Here is a 23697-nt window from a genome sequence, read left to right as displayed (position 1 = left end):
TTCCGACACTTGTAGTTGTATACTAGCCTCATCTGTTTTTGGGTATAGAGATTGGTCAAATCCTTAAAATCCGGATAACCTATCTTTGCTATCCACAACATCCAATGCATTCCGGTATACGTTCAATTTTGCTAAACCATATAGTCCAAGATACCCACTAAATGAAAACCACCCAAACCCTGAGAAACCTCCGACTCCGGCCGGATGACCAGCAAGAACTTGCCGCGTTGCGTAGCGGCAAGTGGTTGCTTTATGAGACAGTAGCATCAGAACAGGTCAATATTGGAAAGCGGACCTGGAGTCTTCGATCCGGACTTACTTTCACCCCCTACGCCAACCCAACCCGTTGTAATGCTCATTGCCGGTTTTGTTCGGAGGAGTTACAGCGAAAACACCAGAAACAGCTCACTGCGCTACAGCTTATCACTGATCACGACCGGTATTTTAGTGCACTATCTGCGGTCCTGGCCGATCTGGCCGGCCTTAAAAACCTCGGCCTCAGTCTGTCCGGATTGGAAGCCACGAGTGATCCATTTTGGTTGGTTCGGTTGCTTCAACTGTTACAAAGTCAACAAGGCATCCCTCGCTTTAACGAACGGGTACTGTATACAAATGGCTCCGGCCTGCATCGTTCTCCCGATCTGATCTTTCTTCTGCAGGACTTGGCCTTCGACCGCCTGGAAATCTCCCGTTGTCACTACAAAGAGCGGATCAACCAACGGATCATGTACATCAATCGCAACCAAGCCGTTTGGCAAAATGTCGCATACGAAGAACTGATCCGAAAAGTTAATGGCCGGCTGCCGGTGAAGAGTTCGTGCATACTCACCAAACCGGGCGTCAATGATGTGAACGAAATGGAAAAGTATCTGGATTGGCAACTGTCTCTGGGGGTCTCACAGGTAGTTTTTCGGGAACTCAGCCGACTGGATGATACTTATATCGAGAATAGTACCAAACAGTGGGTTGAAGATAACCGGGTCCCGATCGACGGTTTGCTCCGGACGATCATGCCGGATCTGAACCGGCAACGTCGTAACTGGACCTATCTCGGAAGTACTGCCGGTTATTATTACTATAATGAACGTTACCGCTATAAAAACACCCTGGAAGTAAACCTGGAAACCTCCAGTTACCGGGCGCTGATGGACTGCAATGAGACTTCCCTGGTTCAAAAACTGGTTTTTCACTCCAATGGGAATCTTTGTGGTGACTGGGATCCCAATGAACAGGTAATGGCTAACTACTTTCAGGAGATCGAGTCGGGGATGGATGTTGGACTCCTTACCTAACCAGTATATCTCGTAGGCGATTTCTGTTTGTCGGGCCAGTGCGGGGCCTTCAGCTTGTTTCAACCCGCACCTGATGGTGTAAGCCTTTGCCGTTCGGCTAGTTCTTCCCGCTGGCATGCAATAGACGTGGGCCATGTCTGGGGCAGACAAAAAAAAGTGCCGTCCCACAAAGGAGACGGCACTCAGACCAATTAATAATGCTATTGTTATTCTTATTACAGGTTGTTTGGCATAATTACTTTGTCGATGACGTGTACCACACCGTTGGTTCCCTGAACGTTCACAAAAATGACATTGGCAATGTTGCCCTGGGCATCAGTGATGGTTACATTGTTACCATCGATGTCAATCGTGAAATTCTCGCCCTGCACAGTAGTGAAAGACTGACCATCAGTCAGCGTACTACTGGTGGCGTTGGCACCGGCTACCACGTGGTAGGTCAGTACGGATGCCAGTTCGTCGGCCGTCAGACCGGCAACTACATCACTCACTGCAGCAAAGGCAGCGTCAGTCGGTGCAAATACGGTGAAAGTCTGATCATCGGCACTCAGCGTAGATACCAGGTCACCGGATGCATTACCCAGTGCGGTAGCCAGTTGAGAGAAATCATCGTTAGCCATTACGTGACCAACAATATCCAATGGCATCAGTACCGTATTGATAGCGTGGATGACACCATTTTCGGTTACGATATCCGCTTCTACAACGGTAGCAGCGTCGTTAATGGTTACGGTAGAACCGCTTCTTTCTACTACAATAGAAACCGGCTCGTTGTTCGGACCGATGTTAGCGGCAGTACCCAAGTAGGTTTTTCCTTCCTGGATCTCGCCGGAACGTACATCGTCCGCGAATACGTGGTACAACAGGATATTTTCCAGTTCCTGGTCAGTCAGGGTCGAGAGGTCTATTCCTAGTGCGTTGAAGGCATCATTGGTGGGTGCAAAGACGGTAAAATCAGAGTTTTCGTCGTCCAGCAGATCATCCAGACCGGTACGCACCAAAGCGTCTACCAGCATGGAGAAACGGGAGTCTTCAGTTGCTACTTCTACAATATTTTTGTCTTCATTGGTACCTAGATCATCGTCATCAACACCGTCACAGGCTGTGAAACCAAATAGGAGGGCTAGTCCCATGAGCAGCGCCCATGGAAGTCTTAGTTTACTAAGCATGATTGTTTAAAATTTTAATTACAGAATAATAATACTTCTTTTGTGTCTATAACACGGCTGTAAGTTCTGTGTTCAGAACTTTAACAGTTTTAAAAAAAATCCGTATATGAGTGGCGATAGGATAAAAAAATGCTGCCGCAACGGACAGCACCTAGATTAATTAATAATGCGCCGTAAAGCCTAGATGTTACCCGGCATTCGTACTTTATCAATAATGATTACAATGCCTTTGGTAACCCGGATAGCAGCAAAAATCACCTGAGCGATCTTGCCCCGAGTATCGGTAATTTACTAAACAGAGCGTTTATTCTTTCTTCCACACTCATATACTCACCTCTTCAACACACTGTCAATCAGCATGTTCGACCAAAAATTAGTTTAATAAACTTTAACATTTGAAAACAGCGTACAGAGCATATCGCTGTACCGGCCGGCTTATCCTTCTATATACAGATAATCGTAGTGAACCAGGGCTTTTTTGCCTTTCTTGCCTACATTGCTCCGGGCTTTTTCGTAGTCATACTGTGCAATGCCCCAACCGATGATCTCTTCTTTTTCGTTCAGGATGTGAATGATGTCCCCTTTTTCAAAAGTACCCATCACCGCTTCGATGCCTACGGGGAGCAGACTGGTGACCCGGTCCGGGGAGCGTAGGGCCTCTTCGGCTCCGGCATTGATCCGGACTTTTCCTTTCGGGGTCGATTCATTGTAGGCGATCCATTTTTTGAAACCGGACACGCCCTCTTTCGGACGGAACAAAGTGCCGGAATTTTCGCCCTGTACGATCCCGGGCAGCACGTCGGCCCTACGACCGTTGGCAATATAGGTAGCGATCCCCACCTTGGCGGCCTTTCCGGCAATACGGAACTTGGTATGCATTCCGCCGCGACCAAAGGAGGAGCGGGAAGGCAGAATGAATTTCTCCCATTTGGGATCCGCCGGATCGATCTCGGGAATGACGCGGCTTGCGGCTTCATCCGGAGGGCCGTCGAGTACGCCGTCCACACTACTGAGAATGATGAGCGCTTCGGCATTGATCATGGCCGCTACCAGCCCGGCGAGTTCGTCATTATCCGTAAACATGAGTTCGGTCACGGAAATGACGTCGTTCTCATTCACAACGGGCACTACCTGATCCCGCAGTAAAGCCAGAAAACAGTTTTTCATATTGAGGTAATGCCGACGATCGCGAAAATCTTCCTTCGTGGCCAGTACCTGGGCGCAAAAAAGTCCGTGATTCAGAAAGAACTGCCGGTAGATCTCCATCAGCCGGACCTGCCCGATGGAGGACAGTACCTGCCGGCGCACGACCTTGTTGGTCTGTTCTTTCAGCGGAAGCAGGCTCCGGCCCGCCCCCACCGCACCGGAAGAGACCAGAATGACGGAAATCCCCAGTCGCTTCAGCTCGGCAATCTGATCGACCAGGCCGCTGATACTCGTCATGTCCAGCAGGCCGTCCGGGCGGGTCAGCACATTGGTTCCCACTTTTACCACTACGCAGTTGTACAGGGGATCTTTGGATCTTTCCGTCATTATATTCCAATTTAGGCCCACCGGGCGGTTTTTTCCCGTTCAGTCGGTCAAAATCGCTCGCAAAAGGTTCGATTTTCAAGCCGAAGAGCAGCTTCCGGCACCCGACCGGCGGCTATTTGCAGTCGCAATAATGCGGCAAGCTTTCTAAATTAACAAACTTTGTTGCTCTTCTTTGGAGGATGCAAACGAAAAGAGCCTTCAGGTGTTGTAAATACTGGCAATATGCTACAAAATATGACATTATCTTTTACTTTTGTCAACCTGTTTTATCCTAGCTGTTAACATTAAAATTCTTACTATGGCATTTGATATTGATATGATTAAGGGGTTTTACGAATCGCTCCCCAAAAAAGTTGAAGAAGCCAGACAAACTTTGGGGCATCCCCTCACACTGGCCGAAAAGATTCTGTATTCTCATTTACATCCAGAGTCCCCACTCCAAAAGTTCAATCGAGGTAAAGATTATGTCTTTTTTGCACCGGACCGTGTAGCGATGCAGGACGCCACGGCCCAGATGGCCCTGTTGCAGTTTATGATGTGTGGGCGGGATAAAACAGCTGTTCCCTCAACTGTACACTGTGATCACCTGATCCAGGCGGAGATCGGTGCGGATACCGACCTCCAAAAAGCTAAGGACGTCAACTCGGAGGTATACCAATTCCTATCCTCCGTTTCCAATAAATACGGCATCGGTTTCTGGAAACCGGGCGCGGGTATCATCCACCAGATCGTACTGGAAAACTACGCTTTCCCCGGCGGTATGATGATCGGTACGGACTCCCACACGCCTAATGCGGGCGGTCTCGGAATGGTAGCCATCGGTGTTGGTGGTGCGGATGCTGTAGACGTAATGGCCGGCATGCCCTGGGAACTGAAAATGCCAAAACTGATCGGCATTAAGCTGACCGGAAAACTCAACGGCTGGACTTCTTCCAAAGACGTGATCCTGAAAGTAGCCGGTGTACTGACCGTAAAGGGTGGTACCGGCGCGATCGTTGAATACTTCGGCCCGGGCGCACGATCCATGTCCTGTACCGGTAAAGGTACCATTTGTAACATGGGTGCGGAGATCGGTGCCACGACCTCTACTTTCGGTTACGACGACTCCATGAGCCGCTACCTGCGCGCTACGGACCGCGCGGATGTAGCCGAACTGGCCGACCAGGTGGCCGAACACCTGACCGGTGATGCCGAATGCTACGAAAATCCCGAAAAATATTTTGATCAGGTCATCGAGATTGACCTGTCTACCCTGGAGCCGCACATCAACGGCCCCTATACGCCGGACCTGGCCTGGCCGATCTCCAAATTCGCCGAAGCGGTGAAAGAGAACAACTACCCGCAAAAGCTGGAGGTTGGACTGATCGGTTCCTGTACCAACTCTTCCTACGAAGATCTGGATCGCGCCGCTTCGCTGGCCAAGCAGGCGGTTGCCAAGAAACTGAAAGCGAAAGCAGAATTTACCATCACGCCGGGTTCCGAGCAGATCCGTTACACCGTACAGCGCGACGGACAACTGACGGCTTTTGAGGAAATGGGCGGCGTGGTACTGGCTAATGCCTGCGGGCCCTGTATCGGACAGTGGGCGCGTCATACCGACGATCCTACCCGGGCCAACTCCATCATTACCTCTTTCAACCGGAACTTCTCCAAGCGGAACGACGGTAACCCGCAGACCCGCTCTTTCGTGGCGTCTCCGGAGATCGTAACGGCTCTGGCCATCGCCGGTGACCTGACGTTCAACCCGCTGACCGACAAACTCAAAAACGAGGAAGGTCAGGACGTGATGCTCGATCCGCCCACCGGCGTGGAACTGCCCGCCAAAGGCTTTTCTGTGGAAGATGCCGGTTTTGAAGCTCCGGCTGCCGACGGAAGCGGTATTGAAGTAAAAGTAGATCCGACTTCCGATCGTATCCAGCTACTGACCCCGTTCAAGCCGATCACATCGGATCAGCTGAAGGACATGCGGGTGCTGATCAAAGCCAAAGGCAAGTGTACTACGGACCACATCTCCATGGCCGGACCGTGGCTGAAGTACCGCGGACACCTGCAAAATATCTCCAATAACTGTTTCATCGGAGCGATCAATTACTTTAACGGCGAAGCGAATAAAGTAGCCAACTACGTAGACAGCGCTACCGAAGCGGAATACATGGCCGTTCCGGATTCCGGTCTGAAGTACCGGGACAACGGCATCGGCACCGTGGTATTTGGCGAAGAGAACTACGGAGAGGGCTCCAGCCGCGAGCACGCAGCTATGGAACCGCGTTTCCTCGGTGTGAAGGCCGTGATCGTAAAATCTTTCGCACGGATCCACGAGACCAATCTGAAGAAGCAGGGTATGCTGGGACTGACCTTCGTTAATCCTGCGGATTACGATAAGATCCGTCAGGATGACCATATCGATATCCTCGGTTTGGACACGATGGCCCCCGGTAAAAACCTGACCGTCGTGGCCAAACACGCCGACGGAACGGAAGATAAGTTCGAAGTAGCCCATACCTACAACCAGGCGCAGATCTCCTGGGTCAATGCCGGTTCGGCACTGAACAAGATCCGTCAGGAACTGGGCGCATAAGCGATAATGTGACGATCCGATGGTCCGGTTTTTACTGCGGATCGCCGGATGAACTGAACAGATAGGGTGTGTGGCTTCGGCCGCACACCTATTTTTTTGCCGTCCGTTTTCATCGGTATTTTGGAAATTCCAATTAGCGGTGTATCTTTCAACGGCAAATCCCATGGATCTCAATTCATTTTCTTACCGTAGTTTATAGTTGCTCCCAAACAAATAATACGGACAGCAGTCCCTTTATTCCTCCGCCATTGTTGACCAAAACCATATAACTGACTGGATCAGTTTATTCATTAATCTTAAAAAAATACCTCTATGTGGAAGGAGTTTAAAGCTTTTATCATGAAGGGAAACGTACTGGAGCTGGCCGTAGCGGTCATTATTGCCGGTGCGTTCGGAGCTATCGTTAAATCCTTTACCAGTGATGTGATCATGCCGCCGATCGGCCTCGCGCTGGGCGGAGTCGATTTCAGCGACCTGGCCATTACGCTCAAGGATGCCGTTATCGGTGCGGACGGGGAGGTCGTTACCGAAGCCGTTCTGATCAAATACGGAGCGTTCATTCAGACGGTGATCGATTTTCTGATCATTGCCTTTGTCATTTTCATGATCGTTCGCACTTACAATAAACTTACGGAGAAAAAAGAAGCCGAAGAGGCCGCACCCGCTCCTCCTCCCGGCCCTACCGAAAAAGATCTGCTGGCCGAGATCCGCGACCTGCTGAAGCAGCAAAACGGATAAACGGTTGCGACCGGATATCTCCGGTCTACGCTGCCGGGCAATTCGGTAAAACACAAACGCCCCGATACTTCCTGTGAAGTATTGGGGCGCTTTTTGTATAGCTACCGGGCAAAGCCGGATCAATAATTGCTGTCGAAGAACTCCTTGTAGCCGTCTACCGAGCGGGCCCGGATGATCTGGCGGTAGTTGTTCTGCGATATCGGCATTACTTCGAAAGGAATACCGGCCTCGACAAACTCGGTTTTATTTTTCTGAATACCGTCGTAGTAACGCATGGCCTCGTTCTTATCTTTAAACTTACGCAGCACCACTACCGGCGTCTTATTATCCTGACCGAGGTAAATACTGGCCGGACGGATCTTATCCAGTTTGTGGTATTTCTCATTGTAGTCTGAGATCTTCACCCGCAGATCATTTAACTGCCCCTGGCCTTCGTTGAACACGACGATGACGTAGTGCAACTCATTTTCACTGTAGGTGAAATTGGAGTTGGCTTCCTCCGCACCACCCGGCAAACGCGCACCGGCAACGCCCAGCGCCCGCAGGATCTCTTTGGCCCGCTTTTGTTCTTCACTATCGGGATAAGTAGCTACTACCCGCTGCAACTCCTGCACGTAAGCGTCCTTGCCTTTAATATTGCCCATACTCATAGCCATGAGCAGTGCGTACTTCGGCTTCAGCGGATGTTGTCCTACCAGTTTTTGCAGGGCCACGTTACTGGCATTGTAAGCTTCCTGGTAGCGGCCGTTGCTGAACTGGGCGTATACATTGTCGTAAGCCATATTCAGCTTGCGTTCTTCGTCCAGGTATTCGGATGCATAGTTCGGATCCTTCAGCAGTTTGGCGTAATTCGTACTGGGGTACTTCTGTATGATCTTGTTGAAATACTCGTCCGCCTTGGCCGAATTATTCATATCCTTATAGGTCAGGTACAGCAGATACCACGAATCCAGTTCGTAGTTGCTGCCCGGAAAACGCTCGTTCAACTCTTCCAGGATATTGACGGTCTGACCGTAATTATTCAATCTCTCGCGATACAGTGATCCCAGGGTGAACATGGCTTCGCGGATCAGGCTGTTGGCCTTTTCCACATCGGCCGGCGTTTTCGGAAAATCCCCGAGATATTCGCTTACGTTGTTCGGGTCGATAGCTGCCACCACGGTTTCCTCCACGATCGTTTCTTCTTCCGTACCAAAAGAGGAGGAGCGATTGGACCGGCGCCAGTCATCTTCCAGGGACCGGTCACCCCATTTGCGATCAAAGGCCCGTTTACCATTCTTCAGTGCCCGGTCATTGTAGGCAAAGAAGCTCGACTCTTTCTTCAGTGCGCCGCGGTTGGAAACCGTGCGGGCTCCACCGAAACGATCCCGGTTACCCAGTGATTTTCCACCGGAATTGGCGCTGGCCAGGCTGGCCTGCAATTTGGCCTCATCCTGCTTTTGCTTGATCATCGTGGCCAGTTCCAGTCTTTCATCTTCCGTCATCTGGCTGATGCGGAGCAGACTGTCCTGCAGGGTGATCAGTTCCAGATTAGCGGCAATCTCCGTGAGATTGGTCGCCTGTTTTTTCACTTCCTGGTAGCGGTTGTCCGTTGCCGGCATGACCTGCAGGGTACTATCGAAATAGTACTTGGCGTCCACGAAGGATTCCTCCTCGAAGAACAGCCGTCCGAGGCGGTAATACGCCTCCGCTTTTTGATTGTTATTCCGGGAGTTGGAGTTCAGAGATTGCTGGAAATAAGAAATAGCTTCCGTCCGATCACCGGATTCCAGGGCGATCTCACCGAGTGCGTAGTAGATCTGATCCGAATACTCTGCGTTTTTCGGATCTTTCAGCATTTTTTCCAGATTGCGCTTGGCTTCTTCACCGGTACCTTCCCCGCTGCGCCATTTATTTTGGGCGATGTTCAGCCGGGCGCTGAATTCCAGTTCGTAAATGTTACTCAGCTTCAGTACTTCCTCAAAGCTGGCGTAAGCCGCTCCGCTCTGGCCGATCCGCTGCTGCAGCTGCGCCTTGATGTAGGCGTAACGCGCGCGGTCGTTGCGATCCAGGTTACTGGCTACTGCCTGCTCCAGGAAACCGATAGCCTGCGGATAGTCTTTGCGCTTGATAAAGTAGTAAGCCTGTACGCCGGCGAGCTGGTCGCGCACATCGTCAAATGTATTGGGATCCCGCTCCAGCTGGCTGAGCAGCCGCAGCGCATTATCGTAATTATCTCTTTCGATCAGGGTTTTGGCCAGCCAGAGTACACCTTCCTGGTAAGCCGGGCGGTGCTTGAGGAAATAGTTGGGCGGATTGGGATCCACCAGCGGCTCGTTACTGTCGGACAGGCGGATGGTAGTGGGAGCAGTCTCCACGGGTTCCGGACTGGCGGCCTCTTCGGTGGCTTCTTCCGGAGTCTCGGCCGGAGTTTCTACTTCCGGTTTCGGGGTTTCCGCTTCGTCTTTTTTCCGGCTGGAAGATTTTTTCTTGCGATTTTTGCTGCTGTTCTTCTTGGCCTGGCGCCGCTTTTTCTTGAGTTCGCGGTTGTACCGCTTCCGTGCCTTTTCGGCATCGCGTCCGCTCAGTACTTCCCCTTTATCATCTTTGGCCGGACTTTTGGATTTGGACGTTGTAGTCTTACCGCCACGCTTTTTGCTGGCCTTTGCGGTCTTTTTCTCCAGCTTGGCCATCTTTGCGGGACTGAATTCGTCCATCATATACCGGAGCGTTTCCTCCGCTGATTCGTAATCCTTTTTCAGGAACTGGGCCTGCCCCACGAGCAAATAACAATCGTCCGTCCAGTTACTTTGCCGGTGCAGGTTCACCACTACACTCACCTTTTTGATGGCTTCGTCCAGATCACTGACAACCGTCTGGTGGTTGTCCGTAGCGATGTATTCGTACATCGGCAACATCTGGTTGTAGTTATCCTGATATTGATCTTCAAGCGTCTGGAAGCTGGCCGTCATTATCTCATCGGCATTGAAATAGCCGTTGTAGTGAGCCGTGGTGTTGTGCCACAGCTTACCCATCATGGACAAGTCTCCCCTTCGTTTCTGCGTAGTACAGGCACCCAGCAGGAAAAGCATCCCGCCAATACCGATAATCTTTAATGAGCGTTTTAAACCAAAATACATACCAAAAGCGTTAAAGTATCCTTATTACGGAGCGATACGGGTAGGTTTTCTACCTATTGCCCCGTTTTGTGTTTATTTTTGCGCGGTGATCGGATCAGCCGATCGATAGATGTTGCGCCTGAAAATTAATGTACACCTTGCTGAGTATTAAACTAAAAGCGCACAAAATTATTTTATTCTGAGCGATAATTAAAGGTTATGTCAGAGGAAAACCAAATACACAAGGGAAAATGGCAGCGTTTTCGGGAAAGTCTGTCCAATACCTACCGATTGGTGGTGATGAACGATGAGACCTTTGAAGAGGTGAATTCTACGAAACTCAGTTTGTTGAATATCTACGTACTGCTGAGTAGCGTGCTGGTGATCATGGCCATTTTGGTGTGGCTGATGATCGCATTCACTCCGCTCCGTAAATACGTGCCGGGATACGGCGACGTCATGCAGGATCAGGAGATCCGGGAACTCTACCGGCAGGTGGAAGAACTGGAAGATGAACTGGTTACCCACCGCAAATATTCCGAAAATTTCCGTCGTATTCTCGTCGGAGAGGTCGTTACCGAAGACGATGTTCCCAAGGTAGATCCGGAGATGATGGACGAAGCGGTGGCCGATACCGCCGCCGAACTTTCCGAAGAAGAACTCGAACTGCGCAACGAACTGACGCTGGAAGAAGTAGGCGTAAAAGCCCAGGCACCACGCACCACCAACCTCTCCCCGAAAGATACCCCACTGGAACGCTTATTTTTCTCCTCTCCGATCTCCGGAGAGATCAGCGCCGGATTCATGCCGGATAAAGAGCACTTCGGTGTGGATGTGCTGGCGCCCAAAAATACGCCCATCAAGGCGGCCATGGACGGCTACGTTTTTCTGTCCGACTGGACGCTCGAGACCGGTAATACCATCGGTATTCAGCACAGTAGTAACCTGATCACCTTCTACAAGCACAATTCCGTGTTACTCAAGGAAGTAGGCAGCTACGTAAAGGCCGGCGAGGCCGTTGCGGTGATCGGGAATACCGGCACGATGTCCAACGGTCCGCACCTCCATTTTGAACTTTGGTACAAAGGCAAACCGATCGATCCGACGGAATACATTGATTTCTAACGCTTTTTAAATTTTTGTGAAATTTCGGGAAATCCGGGGTCCATTTGCCGAGCTAATTGTATTTTTGCTGTTCTATTGCATTTTTTTATTAAGAAATATTTTTTTCATGGCTACCGAAAATCATCAGTTGCACACTGCCTTCAACGAGAAGGGAGAGACGATCAGCCCTCTACTTCCGGAAACAGTCAAAAACTTTTTGATTGACATTGATGGCACGATTTGCGACGATATTCCCAACGAAGAACCGGAAAGGATGGGCACAACGCTTCCTTATCCGGATGCACTCAAAATTCTGAATAAGTGGTACGATGAAGGTCACGTCATTACCTTCTTTACCTCCAGAACGGAAGAGCACCGGGAAATCACCGAAGAATGGTTGAAAAAGCATAACTTCAAATACCACGCTCTGTTGATGAACAAACCGCGGGGTGGAAACTACCACTGGATCGACAACCACATCGTTAAGGCGACTCGATTCAAGGGGAAATTTACGGATCTGGTGGTACAAACCCACGAGATCGAAGTTTTTAAGGAGTAGTACTACGTACCCTTCTTTTGTTTCACACCCTAACCGGCTGTCTATCAACAGGTAGCATAAAAAATAGAACCAAGAGCCCTTAAGTGCGTCGAATGCCGTGCTTAGGGGCTTTTGTTGTTAGGGATCAGCCAGGTGATAACAACAAGCTAATAAGCCGAGGTCCAATTGATCACATTAACTAAGATCGGGAGACAAGGAGATCGGGAGAGGGGGAAAAGCAACGCTCAACCAGGACCGGCTTTACTTCTTTTTGGATAAATCACTGATTCACACGATGGACGTCGATTATTTACACGATTCCAGCCTGATCCACATTTACGGAAGAAGATCAGCGGCCATCACGGACATTTCCCTGCCGAACATCCGACACCATAAAAATTCCAGACTGTGTATTTTGGAGTACTGAGCGCCGGCAACCGGCTTGTGCTCTGCCGGCCTTACTTTTCTTCCCGGAAAACTTCAGCCAGCGCTTCTCTCAATTCCGGGAAATCAAAGGTAAAACCGGTACCCAGGATCTTTTCTACCGAAAGCCTCACACTGTCCAGAACGGCGTGGGACATTTCCCCCAGTCCCAGTTTCAGGGCAAAGACCGGAGCCGACAACATGATCACCGGTTTATCCTGCACTTCGGCCGCCGTCTCGATAAAATCTTTATTCCTTTCGGGATTGGGCGCCGCAGCATTGTAGGGGCCCTCTACGTTTTCCTGTTCGATGCCGTGCAGGTACATCCGGCAGATATCGTCGATATGTATCCAGGACATCCACTGTTGCCCGTCGCCGAAATAAACGCCGGCCATAAAAGCCATCGGCATGGTCATTTTGGGCAGGGCTCCCCCTTTGGTAGTCAGCACCACGCCCGTTCGCAAAATAACCGTCCGGATGCCGAGTTCAGCTACCTCCTGCACGGCCTTTTCCCAGGCTACACAGGATACGCCGAAAAAGCCGTCTCCCGGCGGATGGGTTTCCGTCAGCAGTTCATCTCCCTGGTCGCCGTAAATATTGGCCCCAGAAGCGGACAGGAATGCCTTAGGTGCACCGGCCGAACGCTGAATGGCATCCCGCAGTAACAGGGTGGTATCTACCCGACTGTCGATGATGACCCTTTTTCGTTTTTTCGTCCAGCGCTGATCGGCAATACCGGCCCCCGCGAGATTGATGATGTAATCCGCGCCATCCACAGCCTCCTGGTCGATCTGCTGTTTTTCGCTGTCCCAGTGGAAAGTTTTGTAGCGGGCATCGGGATCCCGTGTCCGGCTCAGGTGCCAGACGGTATATCCTTTTTCGGTCAATAATTCACTCAGACGGGTGCCGATCAATCCGCTACCTCCTCCAATGAGTACTGTGGGCATGTAGGTTAATTTTCGTGTATAATGCCTTTGGAACAAAAAAAATGGGGAAGTGTTGAATGTGCTAATGTGGAAACGTAGGAATGTGGAAACGTGTTAAAGTTGAGCGGTGGAAAGCCCGGCCGGTGTGCAGGTGGGAGAGATCCGGTTGGATGCCTTGGGGCCGTTCAGTTCTGAGAAAAGCGTATATGATTTTTTTAATGGCAAATCCAATAGCCAGTAAATGGCAACTGCCCGGTCCGTCATTGACCGGGGCGCCTATTTTTGAGGGATTGAAATTGCCATTGAATTTGCCACTGCTTATTTACAACTGAACGCCCCGTCTTTGTTCCCTGGCTTCCACCGGCACGCTTTACAGGTCGGCAGCTTCGGTGGTTCAGTTCTCGTACTCCTGCCACGCCAATGCAGCAGCTCCCAGCACCGCGTCGTTAGAACCGGTGACCGGTGAGATCTCCAGTTTGATCCGGCCGCGGAACGCTTTGAACAGGCGCTCTTCCATCATCTTACGGGAAGGTTGTAACAACAGACTGCCGGCCCGGGTCAGGCCACCGCTCAGAATGATGGCTTCCGGGTTGAAATAGGCAACGATATCCGCCAGCTTGGTGCCTAGGATCTCGCCGGTATAGATGAAGGCTTCGGCGGCAATGGCATCGCCGGCCAGAGCGGCCTCGGTGATCATTTCGCCGGTAAGTTCATTGAAACTGAGGTTCCGGAGTCGGCTGTCCACCTGGCGATCGGCCAGCAATTTGTAAACGGTACGTTTGATACCGGTAGCGGAAACGTAGGTTTCGAGGCAGCCCTTCAGTCCGCAGTTGCAGTTGCGTCCGTCCGGACGTACATTGACGTGACCGATCTCGGCGGCCAGTCCGTCCTGCCCCAGCAGCAATTTGCCGTCCACCACTACCCCACTGCCCAGACCGGTACCCAGGGTCAGCACCACGAAGTTCTTCATGCCTTTGCCGGCTCCGAACTCCATTTCGCCCAGTGCGGCTACGTTTGCATCGTTGGTAGCCCGTACGGGAAGGCCGATCTCCGCTTCCGCCAATTCGGTCAGTTTGACACCGGAAGGCCATTCCAGGTTCGCCGGATCTACGATCTCGCCGGTAAAATGGTTGACGTTCGGGGCGCCGATACCGACCGAAACCACCTCGATGTCTTCGGTAGTGGTCTCCACCATTTCGTCAATATGCCCTTTCAGTCGCTGGAGGAAATCCGCAAATGGCAAATGGGAATCAGTTTTGAATCGACGGAAAGCCAGAACTTCTCCGTATCGATCCACCAGGCCTACTTTGGTATTGGTGCCACCCAGATCGACACCCACAACTACCTTCGTTTTCATTCAAATCGCTTTAAGTGCTGTGTAAATTGTGCACAAAAATAATGATCCGACGGACGTAATTGGCATATTAGGGGAAAAAATACACTAAGTATGCGGTATTGACGCTTGCGTTGCCACCAGAACCGCACTTCGGCCGGCTTGCAGCGAAGTGCGGGATAGACTCCGCCGCCCTTTCATTGCGGTCTTCAGAAACTCATGCGGCGATCAAATTTTTCAGCTCATCCGGGCTGCCGTAACGATCCCTTTCGGAGTAAGAATAATAATTGTCGATTTGCCCATCAATTTTGCAATATCTTTGTTACAAGATGGAAATTTTGATTTTAGGGACCAAACCCAAAAAACACGTCCAAGACTTATGGAGAGTTTTCTCAATACGCCTTTTCTGGAACCGTATCACTTCTTTCGGCTCACCCTGATCTTTTTCGTTATTGTTTTTATGCGCTACCTCATCGTTTCGGGAGTGTACCATTACATTTTTTACGTGTGGTTCCGCCCCCGGGTGGCGCACCGCATCCTCAATTTAAAACCCAAGCAGGAGCAACAGATCCGAATGGAGATCCGGCGCTCGGCCATTACCTCGGTGATCTTCGCGTTCTCCGCTACCGCCCTGATCATTCTCTGGCAACAGGGCTATACGCATATTACCACCGACTGGTCGGCATTCCCCTGGTGGTACCATCCGCTTAGTCTGTTTATTGCGCTGTTCATCCACGAGACCTACTATTACTGGCTGCACCGCTGGATGCACCGGCCGAAGATCTACCGCAAAGTACACAAATGGCACCACGACAGTATTGAAACTTCCTCGCTGACCTCCTTTTCTTTCCACCCCACCGAATCGATCCTGCAGGCTATTGTGGTACCCCTGATCGTTATTTTTCTGCCCATGCATCTTTACGTACTGTTCGTATTGCTGTTCATCATGACCATTTCGGGTACCATCAACCACGCCGGCGTGGAGATCTATCCGAAAAGTTTCCTCCGCAATCCCGTTGCCAAATGGATAATCGGGGCCACACACCACGATCTGCACCACAAACAGTTCCGGTTTAACTACGGACTGTATTTCACCTTCTGGGACAAGTGGATGGGTACGGAAAGTCCGGATTACGAAAAAATCTTCCAGCAGAAAACGGAACCGGACACCAATTCCACGGTGGGATCGTAGCCCGGCGAAAAATGTGGATCCTGTTGGTTAGCGGATCCACCTTTCCCCTCGGCCGCTCCCTGCCTATTCAAATTCATACTTAATGTCCGCGGGCAGGGGCTCCACCGTCATTTTCATCCACTCCCCGTTGATCTTGATCACTACAATATTGTGATCCTTATCGTAAAACATGGTACCGTCGCCGCCTGCTTTCAGGGCCTGGTAATTGACGTGTTTGGCGCTTTCGGCGTAGTGCTGCTCATCATCACCTTCCGGAGCTTCCGGGCGGAGGTCTTCTTTACCCACATTACCCAGCGTCAGGGTGTTCGTCAATTGCAAAGAACCGTAGAAAAGGGCCTTATCCCGACTGAACAGGAAAGAATGCTGCCGCACATCCGATCCAATCCGAAACCAGTTGTAGGCCGGGGCCGAATGATTGTATACGGTACCGTAATAGTACATTTCCGCAACCGGTTTTTCCATTTCAATGTGTTTATTGACCAACAGGGTAATCCTGGACTTATCGTCCTTTGCATACCCTTCGAAAACGTGAAATCCCCAGCGCTTCTTGTTCCTTTCGAATTCATTGCCCCGTACCTGCACCATGTAGGGGGTGCTGACGATCCCGTCGATATAGGTATACATCGGCGTCACTCGGTTGTCAAAACCAAAATTGTAGCCCCGGTTTGTCCATTTGGTCCAGCTCGTATCGATATCTGAAGACAAACTGACCCGGTATTTGCCGGATCCGGGCGATCCCTCCAGCAGTTGGTAATAATTTTGGAGAGCCGGGGTGACCGGTTCGGTTTGGGCGATTACGGATGTCATGACGAATAAAAAGGCGAGAAAAACGACGACTCGTTGCATGGTGCTGATTTTATTGATTTGATAATTACCTGCAGCGGACCAGTGGTTCCGGTCCGATTATCCATGAGACGAAAAGCAGTCGTAAATTCCTGAAAAGCAGCCGTGCCCGTCCGAAGATTCAATGCAATATCCCCAGCAGCGTACAAACCATTAAAGCCAGGGAATTAGCCGATAACATAAGCGTGGGGAAGCTGAACTGTTGGACCATTTCCACCGATCCCAGGGAAAAACAAAGTAGAATGGTAAAGGTCAAGAAGAGCGTGGATTTCATACGGCAACTTTCAGATTGAGGATGGATGTTTCTCCTATACCCGACGCAATGTGGTTCGGGAATTTCCCAATCGCCTCGGTCAGTATGTACTGACATAAAGCCCAAATAATGAAAAGGGACAGTATTTTCCAAAAAACCTGGCAAGCCATCTTAAAAACGCTTAAGCAGCCGACCGAACATGAGCAGTCCGAACAGCGGGCCTATCGCCAACAGCAAAAACAAATATTGCGGCGGCCAGCTTTCCAGTAACAGGCTAAAGAACTGAATGCTGAAAACGGTGATGGTAAAGCCGATGCCGTTCACTACGGTGAGGGCGGTACCCACGTACATTGGGACGGCCGTTTTGGCCACGATGGCGGAAAACTGGGCGGAATCGCCCACGACGGCAAATCCCCAGATCAACAGGATCAGCAGGAAGGGGATCAGCGGCAGCTGAAAAAGCCAGGGTGAGATCAGACAACAGATTCCCGAAGTAAGTAACATGCCGAAAGCCACCCGGGCGCTGCCGGTCCGCAGCGAGAGGTACCCGCCGGCCACGCAGGCAAAAGCCCCCACCCCGATAATGATGAAAGTCCAGTGGGGAATGGCCAACTCGATACCATTGGTCTGCACGTAAGTGAGCAGAATGAGCGGGATAAAAGTCCAGAAGGTATACAACTCCCACATGTGGCCGAAATAACCGAAGGCCGCCGAGCGAAAGTCTTTGCTGGAAAATATTTCCGGGATGGCGGTCCAGTTGAAGCGGGCACCTTTTTTCCGGTAAGGGCCGTCCCCGACGATCAGCGCCAGACTTAGTCCGCCGGACACCGCCAGCACAGAAGTAGCGATCAGGACGATCTGCCAGGGCAAACCTTCCGTAATATCTTTGATAAAGTGGGGAAAGGCTTTACCTAGTACCAGGGCTCCCACCAGATAACCCAGTGCTTTACCCAGCCCCTTGTTGTACCAGTCCGCGGCGATCTTCATTCCTACCGGATAGATCCCTGCCAGGAAGAAACCGGTCATAAACCGTAAAAGCAGTACGGAAAAGAGACTGGTCCCAAACCAGATGACCGCGATATTAAAAACCGCACCGGCTATTGTAGAAAACAAAAACACCCGGGAAGGGCTAAAACGATCCGCGATGGACAGAATGGAAAATACCAGCGTACCCGCCATAAATCCCAGTTGAACGGAAGAAGAAATATCCGCCACCGCACCGGCGCTGAGATCCAAAAGTTCCCGGAGATCGTCCACCACGGCATTGCCGACAAACCACATCGATCCGCCCGCAAACTGAGAAAAAACTATGATCGGCAACACCCAAAAGGTCCGGGGTGTAGTCGCTATTTCGGATTCTTTCATTGCTTAGTTCTTAACTGGATCCCGGGAAAGCTCGAGCCTATCCTGGTCCCAACAGTCATCCTGAATTCGGTTCCCATTTCCTCACCGCCAATTCGACATTCCTCACCTCTCTTTCCTCGCTTCCCCAAGGTAGGAAAATGCCTTCGAACGATTTAGGGGGACAGCTGTTTTATAACCATTCTTATGAAATGCCGACATTTATATTAAATTGTAGTCATGTCTTCAGCAGAAAATCAGCGATTACGAGCCCATTATTCCGGAGAGAAAAACTGGCTGCACTGGGGCCCCTACCTCAGCGAACGCCAGTGGGGAACAGTCCGGGAAGATTACAGCGCCAACGGAGATGCCTGGAATTACTTCCCCCACGACCACGCCCGCAGCCGCCAATACCGCTGGGGAGAAGACGGAATTGCAGGGATCAGTGATATCCGCTGTAATTTTTGTTTTGCCCTGGCTATGTGGAACGGTCAGGATCCCATCATCAAGGAAAGGCTTTACGGTCTGACTAATGCCGAAGGCAACCACGGGGAGGATGTAAAAGAACTGTATTATTACCTCGACAATACCCCGACCCATACTTACCAAAAATACCTTTACAAATACCCGCAGGGAGCTTTTCCCTACGCCGACCTTATCCTGACCAACGCCCGGCGCAGTCGCACCGAAAGTGAATACGAACTGCTGGACACCGGCGCGTTCGACGACAACCGCTATTTCGATGTATTCATTGAATACGCCAAGGCCGATGCGGAGGATATCCTCATCCGGATCACCGCCCACAACCGCGGGCCACAAAGTGCCCCACTGACCCTTTTGCCGACCTTTTGGTTCCGCAACTGGTGGAGCTACGGGCACATCCAGGAAAAACCCCAGATCAGCACGGTCGGCCAGAGCGGGCAACACATGCAGATCCGGGCGGAGCACGAGCGCCTGGGTACCTATTTTGCCTACCTGCAAAAGCCGGAACACCTGCTGTTCACCGAGAATGAGACCAATCAGGCCCGGATCTTCGGGCGCCCCAATTCGTCGCTATTCGTCAAGGATGCGATCAATGATGCAGTGGTCCAGGGCCGGATGGACCTTTTGGCAAGTAGGGACTATGGGACCAAATGCGCACCGGTCTACTCCCTGGATATCCCGGCCGGTGAATCGGTGGAGCTGCGTCTCCGTCTGAGCCGCGACGGATCGCTGGCCGACCCGCTGGGAGCAGCTTTTCCCGAAACCTTTACCACTCGTATTCGGGAGGCGGATGAGTTTTACGAGCAGTTCCAGCCCCAGCATTTACCGGCGGATCTGGCCAATATCCAGCGGCAGGCCCTGGCGGGTATGCTCTGGACCAAACAACACTACCACTACGATGTAAGCATCTGGCTCAAGGGAGATCCCGGCCTGCCCCCTCCCCCACCCGAGCGGAAACACGGTCGCAACGCCCACTGGCACACCCTCAACAACCAGGACATCATTTCGATGCCGGATAAGTGGGAGTATCCCTGGTACGCCGCCTGGGACCTGGCCTTTCACTGCGTTCCGTTTTCCCTGTTGGATCCGGATTTTACGAAGCACCAGCTGGTCCTTTTCCTCCGGGAATGGTACATGCATCCCAGTGGCCAGTTGCCGGCCTACGAGTGGAAATTCAGCGACGTCAACCCTCCGGTGCACGCCTGGGCCTGCCTGGAAGTGTACCGTCTCGACAAGGCCCATACCGGTACCGGTGATATATTTTTCCTGAAGCGGGTCTTCCAGAAGCTGATCATCAATTTTACCTGGTGGGTCAATCGCAAGGACGAGAACAACAACAATATTTTTGAAGGCGGCTTTCTGGGGCTGGATAATATCGGCGTCTTCGACCGCAGTGCGCCCGTACCGGGCGGCGGTATCCTGGAACAGGCCGACGGCACGAGCTGGATGGCCATGTATTGCCTCAACATGCTCGAAATGGCCCTGGAGATCGCCGTTCACGATCCATCTTTTGAGGATGTGGCTACTAAATTCTTCGAGCATTTCGTGTACATCGCCGAAGCGCTCAACGAATTCAGTCTGGCGCGTCCCCAGGCCTGGGATGAAGAAGAGGGTTTTTTCTACGATGTGCTCACCCTGCCGAGTGGGCGGCATTTGCCGATCAAAGTCCGCTCCCTGGTGGGCCTGTCCACCCTTTTTGCATCCCTCGTGATCAAATGGGAAACGCTGGAGCAGCTACCCGATTTCCGTAAGCGGATGCGCTGGTTCCGGGATTACCGAAAACACCATAAGAAATACGTCGTCGTACCCGAACAGGTAGACGGTCAGGATGTACTTCTGTCTCTGGTACCCAAAGATCGCTTGCAACGGATGCTGCATCCCCTGCTGGATGAAGCGGAGTTCTTATCTCCCGGTGGGATCCGCTCCGTGTCCAAAGTCCACCAGGATCCCTACGTCCTCCAGATCGGCAACTCCAGCTTTCATCTGCAGTACGAACCGGCGGAAAGCAGTACGCCTCTTTACGGCGGCAACTCCAACTGGCGCGGTCCGGTTTGGATCCCGATGAACTACCTGTTGATCCGCTCCCTGCAAACCTACCACCGGTATTACGGCGATCAGTTGCAAACGGACTTCCCTACCGGCAGCGGCCAAAGCCACAACCTGCAGGAAGTGGCCAAAGCCCTGGCCCGGCGATTGGTGTGGTTGTTCTCCCAGGATGAAAATGGGCAACGCCCGGTCCACGGAGCGGCAACCCGCTACCAGCAGGATCCCCATTTTAAGGACCTGCTCCTGTTTTACGAATACTTCAACGGAGATACCGGGGAAGGGATCGGTGCATCCCACCAGACCGGTTGGACGGGGGTGGTGGCTTATTTGATTAGTAAGTTGTAGGAGGTGTTTTTTGGCCTTACGAATTAGAGGATGATTTATGCCTACACCCAGTCATCGCCAGGCTGATTATAAATGCAGGAAAATCACGTCGCCATCCATCATGACAAACGCGATAATCCGACAACATAGATTAAAAAGAGAGAGCACGCACAATTACAACTGGGAATTAGGACAGTTCGGTAAGCAGGCAACTGTCAGACATACTCGACGTAAAGTGGTTGGAGATTTTCCAAAATCCCTTTAGCCGGTATAGTTGGATAACTGGAGATTTGTAATACGATTACAAATCAAGGCATAAAGGCCGGGAAAAGAAATAGTCAGCATTTGTCATTTTTGTAGAATTTTTTTTCGATTTTTATCACGATCAAATGAATATTCTTTTCTAAAACGCCTAACTAAAGGAGTTACAAAACTGCTAAACCCATGCCTAAAAACGGCTCCATCTACCCTGTCAATCTCCTGAATGCCATTTATTTACTAAACAAACATCACCGCACTTTATTCAAAAAATTCCTGCAATCCCCGTTCTTTCACCAACAGCCACAGTTGATTGAATTTACTGAGATTATTTTCCAATTTTTGCCGAATTTTTCTATAAAAAAAAAGACCTTGATCTGGTATTACTCAACAAAAAAGGGGAAATAAGGGGTTTTTCTGTTCCTCATCTCTTCGCCCGGATATATCCGCAAGAGGTCACCTCCAAGGACCGGAAGCAACAACGAACCAAGATCTATAACCTTTGCTCGGACCTCTATCGGGCCATTGAGAACTACATCGCGGCTATTCGGCACGAGGAAGATCTGGTGAGTCGCTACCGCTATAATGCCGAATTTGCCCTGGCCCAGAATAATCCCCGCCACTGGGAGATCTCCATGAAGCGTTTCCGGAAAGCGATCCGGCAGAACGGGGATAGTCTGGAAAATCGCTATGCTACCTATTTATACTATAAAATGCAGTTTGAGTCGCCCTACAACGACCGGCTGGATAAGCGCAATGCCCCCGAGCAACTCCGGCAGGTATTCGAAGCCTTGGATATATTCCATCTGATGACCACACTGGTGCAGGTCTGTGAAGATCTCTATCGCTCGGGCATTATCGAAGAGCCCTCCACCATCGCCGAACGGGAACAGCAACAGGAAAAAATACTGGAACAGACCGCTCCTCTGGCCAACCGCCGCTATCCACTGATCCACCTGTACCGGGAGTTGATCTTGCTCAAAAAAACGGACAGTGCCTTCCCCGGACTGTGCCGGGCTTTTGGTTATCTCGTGTTATACCGAAAGCTGGAACTCGTCAGTTTACCCGAGCAAAACAAATGCATCCGTTATTTGCTCAACTATTGTGCTTACCGAAACAATCAGGGCGACCGCCTTTTCCTCCAGGTACGCCAAAATATCGAGCACTGGGGGCTCCTTACTGATCTACTGCTGGTAAATGGGGTATTGCCGGACAGCAATTTTTTGAACGCGGGGCTAACGGCGGCCGGGTTGAAGGACTTCGACAAGATCGAAAAGCTGATCGACCGCTACGGTAGCCTGTTGCCGCAACCGGTACAGGTTTCCGCAATTGCCCTGGTCCGGGCCTATTCATTTTTCTTTCAGGATAAGTTCGAAGCGGCGGCCGATGAGTTGGATCAGGTCAGTGTCAAATCCTATTTTTACAGTATCCAGAAACATTTACTCGCCGTACGGGTGGGATATTATCGTCTTCTGACGGGCCATATGGATATCGATAAGATGTACAATGTTCTGCAGAATGCCCGCTTGTTCTTTCGTCGCAACAATTATCCGGTTCCCCCAGCCCGCCGCCAATCTTATCTCGATATGGTTTTGATCCTGGAGCGGATCGTGGATTACCGGGTAGAATCAAAAAAACGGACGCCAAAACAGCTCAAACGGATCCAACGGCACATGCGGGAACGAAAACCCGCGCTCTCCAAGTGGCTGGAGGAAGTGATCGCCGATCTAACCAAAAACGGTACCGACTGATTAAGTCAGCCGATACCGTTCATCTGATCAGGTTACCTAGGTTATAGCCATCTTACCGAAACTGGCTTTACCATAGTTTGTTTACACCTCGATCATATCATCCGTAACTACCTCGTCATCGCAGGGGAATTCCGGAGTACCACACTCAATATCGTCTTCGTTCTCCGTACAGGCTGTAGACAGCGTACCGAGGGTCAGACATAAAAGGGCGATCCGGGCAAAGACGGAAACGTTACGGATCGCTGAGGAAATTTTTGCCGAAGCAACATTGCGTACTAAATACATAATACTGTGATTTGATGGTTAGAAAATCAGTACTATGCCCGGCGCAATGGCCATCATCATTTCCTGGAATGCATTGGTTGCCCCTTCTTCTACCGACCATTTGGCCGGAAGACAGTGATTGGCGCCAGCGGTACTTCACCCCTGGCCAATGCAAAGAATGATCAAGCCGAACCGGGCGTGTTACCCGGC

The 23697-nt window shown here is 51.1% G+C and carries 17 protein-coding genes; 8 read left to right on the top strand and 9 right to left on the bottom strand.

Annotated elements, in window-relative coordinates:
* Window positions 1-161 precede the first annotated feature (161 nt).
* The gene (locus tag CRP01_RS23130; RefSeq protein WP_099152484.1) at window positions 162-1292 is read left to right on the top strand and encodes a radical SAM family protein; all 1131 of its coding nucleotides are present in this window, start codon (window positions 162-164) and stop codon (window positions 1290-1292) included.
* A gap of 215 nt (window positions 1293-1507) precedes the next feature.
* Here CRP01_RS23130 and CRP01_RS23125 read toward each other — a convergent pair whose 3' ends face one another.
* Together CRP01_RS23125 and proB are read right to left on the bottom strand one after the other, a co-directional pair.
* Window positions 1508-2461 (bottom strand): fasciclin domain-containing protein, encoded by a 954-nt coding sequence (locus tag CRP01_RS23125; RefSeq protein ID WP_099152483.1) that lies wholly within the window; start codon window positions 2459-2461, stop codon window positions 1508-1510.
* Window positions 2462-2896: 435 nt separating this feature from the next.
* Window positions 2897-3994 carry a glutamate 5-kinase gene (proB, locus tag CRP01_RS23120; RefSeq protein ID WP_099152482.1) on the bottom strand — a complete coding sequence of 366 codons (1098 nt, stop codon included), beginning with the start codon at window positions 3992-3994 and terminating at the stop codon, window positions 2897-2899.
* A gap of 298 nt (window positions 3995-4292) precedes the next feature.
* Here proB and CRP01_RS23115 point away from each other — a divergent pair, with 298 nt between their 5' ends.
* Together CRP01_RS23115 and mscL are read left to right on the top strand one after the other, a co-directional pair.
* Window positions 4293-6572 (top strand): aconitate hydratase, encoded by a 2280-nt coding sequence (locus CRP01_RS23115; RefSeq protein WP_099152481.1) that lies wholly within the window; start codon window positions 4293-4295, stop codon window positions 6570-6572.
* A gap of 312 nt (window positions 6573-6884) precedes the next feature.
* Window positions 6885-7310 carry a large-conductance mechanosensitive channel protein MscL gene (mscL, locus tag CRP01_RS23110; RefSeq protein ID WP_099152480.1) on the top strand — a complete coding sequence of 142 codons (426 nt, stop codon included), beginning with the start codon at window positions 6885-6887 and terminating at the stop codon, window positions 7308-7310.
* A 119-nt stretch (window positions 7311-7429) separates the two neighbouring features.
* On the opposite strand, the gene porW is transcribed toward mscL, so the two are convergent.
* Window positions 7430-10429 carry a type IX secretion system periplasmic lipoprotein PorW/SprE gene (porW, locus tag CRP01_RS23105; RefSeq protein ID WP_099152479.1) on the bottom strand — a complete coding sequence of 1000 codons (3000 nt, stop codon included), beginning with the start codon at window positions 10427-10429 and terminating at the stop codon, window positions 7430-7432.
* Between the two features lie 198 nt (window positions 10430-10627).
* On the opposite strand from porW, the gene CRP01_RS23100 reads away from it, so the two are divergent.
* Both CRP01_RS23100 and CRP01_RS23095 read left to right on the top strand, forming a co-directional pair.
* Window positions 10628-11533, top strand: a complete 906-nt coding sequence (locus CRP01_RS23100; RefSeq protein WP_099152478.1) for a M23 family metallopeptidase — start codon at window positions 10628-10630, stop codon at window positions 11531-11533.
* Window positions 11534-11639: 106 nt separating this feature from the next.
* The gene (locus CRP01_RS23095; protein WP_099152579.1) at window positions 11640-12071 is read left to right on the top strand and encodes an LNS2 domain-containing protein; all 432 of its coding nucleotides are present in this window, start codon (window positions 11640-11642) and stop codon (window positions 12069-12071) included.
* Between the two features lie 437 nt (window positions 12072-12508).
* Here the strand turns inward: CRP01_RS23095 and CRP01_RS23090 are convergent, their stop codons facing one another.
* Window positions 12509-13420 carry a TIGR01777 family oxidoreductase gene (locus CRP01_RS23090; protein ID WP_099152477.1) on the bottom strand — a complete coding sequence of 304 codons (912 nt, stop codon included), beginning with the start codon at window positions 13418-13420 and terminating at the stop codon, window positions 12509-12511.
* Window positions 13421-13793: 373 nt separating this feature from the next.
* A complete protein-coding gene (locus CRP01_RS23085) occupies window positions 13794-14756 on the bottom strand; it encodes an ROK family protein (RefSeq protein WP_099152476.1) in 963 nt (320 codons plus the stop codon).
* A gap of 355 nt (window positions 14757-15111) precedes the next feature.
* Between CRP01_RS23085 and CRP01_RS23080 the strand changes: the two genes are divergently transcribed.
* A complete protein-coding gene (locus CRP01_RS23080) occupies window positions 15112-15924 on the top strand; it encodes a sterol desaturase family protein (protein ID WP_099152475.1) in 813 nt (270 codons plus the stop codon).
* Between the two features lie 63 nt (window positions 15925-15987).
* Here the strand turns inward: CRP01_RS23080 and CRP01_RS23075 are convergent, their stop codons facing one another.
* The 3 genes from CRP01_RS23075 to CRP01_RS23070 all read right to left on the bottom strand — a co-directional run bounded on the left by CRP01_RS23075 (window position 15988) and on the right by CRP01_RS23070 (window position 18385).
* A complete protein-coding gene (locus tag CRP01_RS23075) occupies window positions 15988-16770 on the bottom strand; it encodes a hypothetical protein (protein ID WP_099152474.1) in 783 nt (260 codons plus the stop codon).
* A gap of 118 nt (window positions 16771-16888) precedes the next feature.
* On the bottom strand, window positions 16889-17041 hold the full coding sequence (locus CRP01_RS42415) for a hypothetical protein (protein WP_170110502.1): 153 nt from the start codon (window positions 17039-17041) through the stop codon (window positions 16889-16891).
* Window positions 17042-17191: 150 nt separating this feature from the next.
* On the bottom strand, window positions 17192-18385 hold the full coding sequence (locus CRP01_RS23070) for an MFS transporter (protein WP_099152473.1): 1194 nt from the start codon (window positions 18383-18385) through the stop codon (window positions 17192-17194).
* Window positions 18386-18601: 216 nt separating this feature from the next.
* On the opposite strand from CRP01_RS23070, the gene CRP01_RS23065 reads away from it, so the two are divergent.
* Both CRP01_RS23065 and CRP01_RS23055 read left to right on the top strand, forming a co-directional pair.
* Complete coding sequence (locus CRP01_RS23065; RefSeq protein WP_099152472.1) at window positions 18602-21235, top strand: MGH1-like glycoside hydrolase domain-containing protein; 2634 nt, start codon at window positions 18602-18604, stop codon at window positions 21233-21235.
* Between the two features lie 803 nt (window positions 21236-22038).
* A complete protein-coding gene (locus tag CRP01_RS23055; RefSeq protein WP_099152470.1) occupies window positions 22039-23223 on the top strand; it encodes a hypothetical protein in 1185 nt (394 codons plus the stop codon).
* A gap of 81 nt (window positions 23224-23304) precedes the next feature.
* On the opposite strand, the gene CRP01_RS23050 is transcribed toward CRP01_RS23055, so the two are convergent.
* Entirely contained in the window at window positions 23305-23508 is a 204-nt protein-coding gene (locus tag CRP01_RS23050; RefSeq protein ID WP_099152469.1) for a hypothetical protein, read from the bottom strand.
* Window positions 23509-23697: the final 189 nt, after the last annotated feature.

Source organism: Flavilitoribacter nigricans DSM 23189 = NBRC 102662, from assembly GCF_002646595.1.
Lineage (GTDB): Bacteria > Bacteroidota > Bacteroidia > Chitinophagales > Saprospiraceae > Flavilitoribacter > Flavilitoribacter nigricans.
Note: the sequence above shows the minus strand (reverse complement) of the source record. Positions and strands in the feature narration are given on the sequence as shown.

Excerpts from the sequence above, each read along its gene's own strand:
- CRP01_RS23130 (WP_099152484.1), top strand. The coding sequence starts at position 162 with ATGAAAACCACCCAAACCCTGAGAAACCTCCGACTCCGGCCGGATGAC.
- CRP01_RS23125 (WP_099152483.1), bottom strand. The coding sequence starts at position 2,461 with ATGCTTAGTAAACTAAGACTTCCATGGGCGCTGCTCATGGGACTAGCC.
- proB (WP_099152482.1), bottom strand. The coding sequence starts at position 3,994 with ATGACGGAAAGATCCAAAGATCCCCTGTACAACTGCGTAGTGGTAAAA.
- CRP01_RS23115 (WP_099152481.1), top strand. The coding sequence starts at position 4,293 with ATGGCATTTGATATTGATATGATTAAGGGGTTTTACGAATCGCTCCCC.
- mscL (WP_099152480.1), top strand. The coding sequence starts at position 6,885 with ATGTGGAAGGAGTTTAAAGCTTTTATCATGAAGGGAAACGTACTGGAG.
- porW (WP_099152479.1), bottom strand. The coding sequence starts at position 10,429 with ATGTATTTTGGTTTAAAACGCTCATTAAAGATTATCGGTATTGGCGGG.
- CRP01_RS23100 (WP_099152478.1), top strand. The coding sequence starts at position 10,628 with ATGTCAGAGGAAAACCAAATACACAAGGGAAAATGGCAGCGTTTTCGG.
- CRP01_RS23095 (WP_099152579.1), top strand. The coding sequence starts at position 11,640 with ATGGCTACCGAAAATCATCAGTTGCACACTGCCTTCAACGAGAAGGGA.
- CRP01_RS23090 (WP_099152477.1), bottom strand. The coding sequence starts at position 13,420 with ATGCCCACAGTACTCATTGGAGGAGGTAGCGGATTGATCGGCACCCGT.
- CRP01_RS23085 (WP_099152476.1), bottom strand. The coding sequence starts at position 14,756 with ATGAAAACGAAGGTAGTTGTGGGTGTCGATCTGGGTGGCACCAATACC.
- CRP01_RS23080 (WP_099152475.1), top strand. The coding sequence starts at position 15,112 with ATGGAGAGTTTTCTCAATACGCCTTTTCTGGAACCGTATCACTTCTTT.
- CRP01_RS23075 (WP_099152474.1), bottom strand. The coding sequence starts at position 16,770 with ATGCAACGAGTCGTCGTTTTTCTCGCCTTTTTATTCGTCATGACATCC.
- CRP01_RS42415 (WP_170110502.1), bottom strand. The coding sequence starts at position 17,041 with ATGAAATCCACGCTCTTCTTGACCTTTACCATTCTACTTTGTTTTTCC.
- CRP01_RS23070 (WP_099152473.1), bottom strand. The coding sequence starts at position 18,385 with ATGAAAGAATCCGAAATAGCGACTACACCCCGGACCTTTTGGGTGTTG.
- CRP01_RS23065 (WP_099152472.1), top strand. The coding sequence starts at position 18,602 with ATGTCTTCAGCAGAAAATCAGCGATTACGAGCCCATTATTCCGGAGAG.
- CRP01_RS23050 (WP_099152469.1), bottom strand. The coding sequence starts at position 23,508 with ATGTATTTAGTACGCAATGTTGCTTCGGCAAAAATTTCCTCAGCGATC.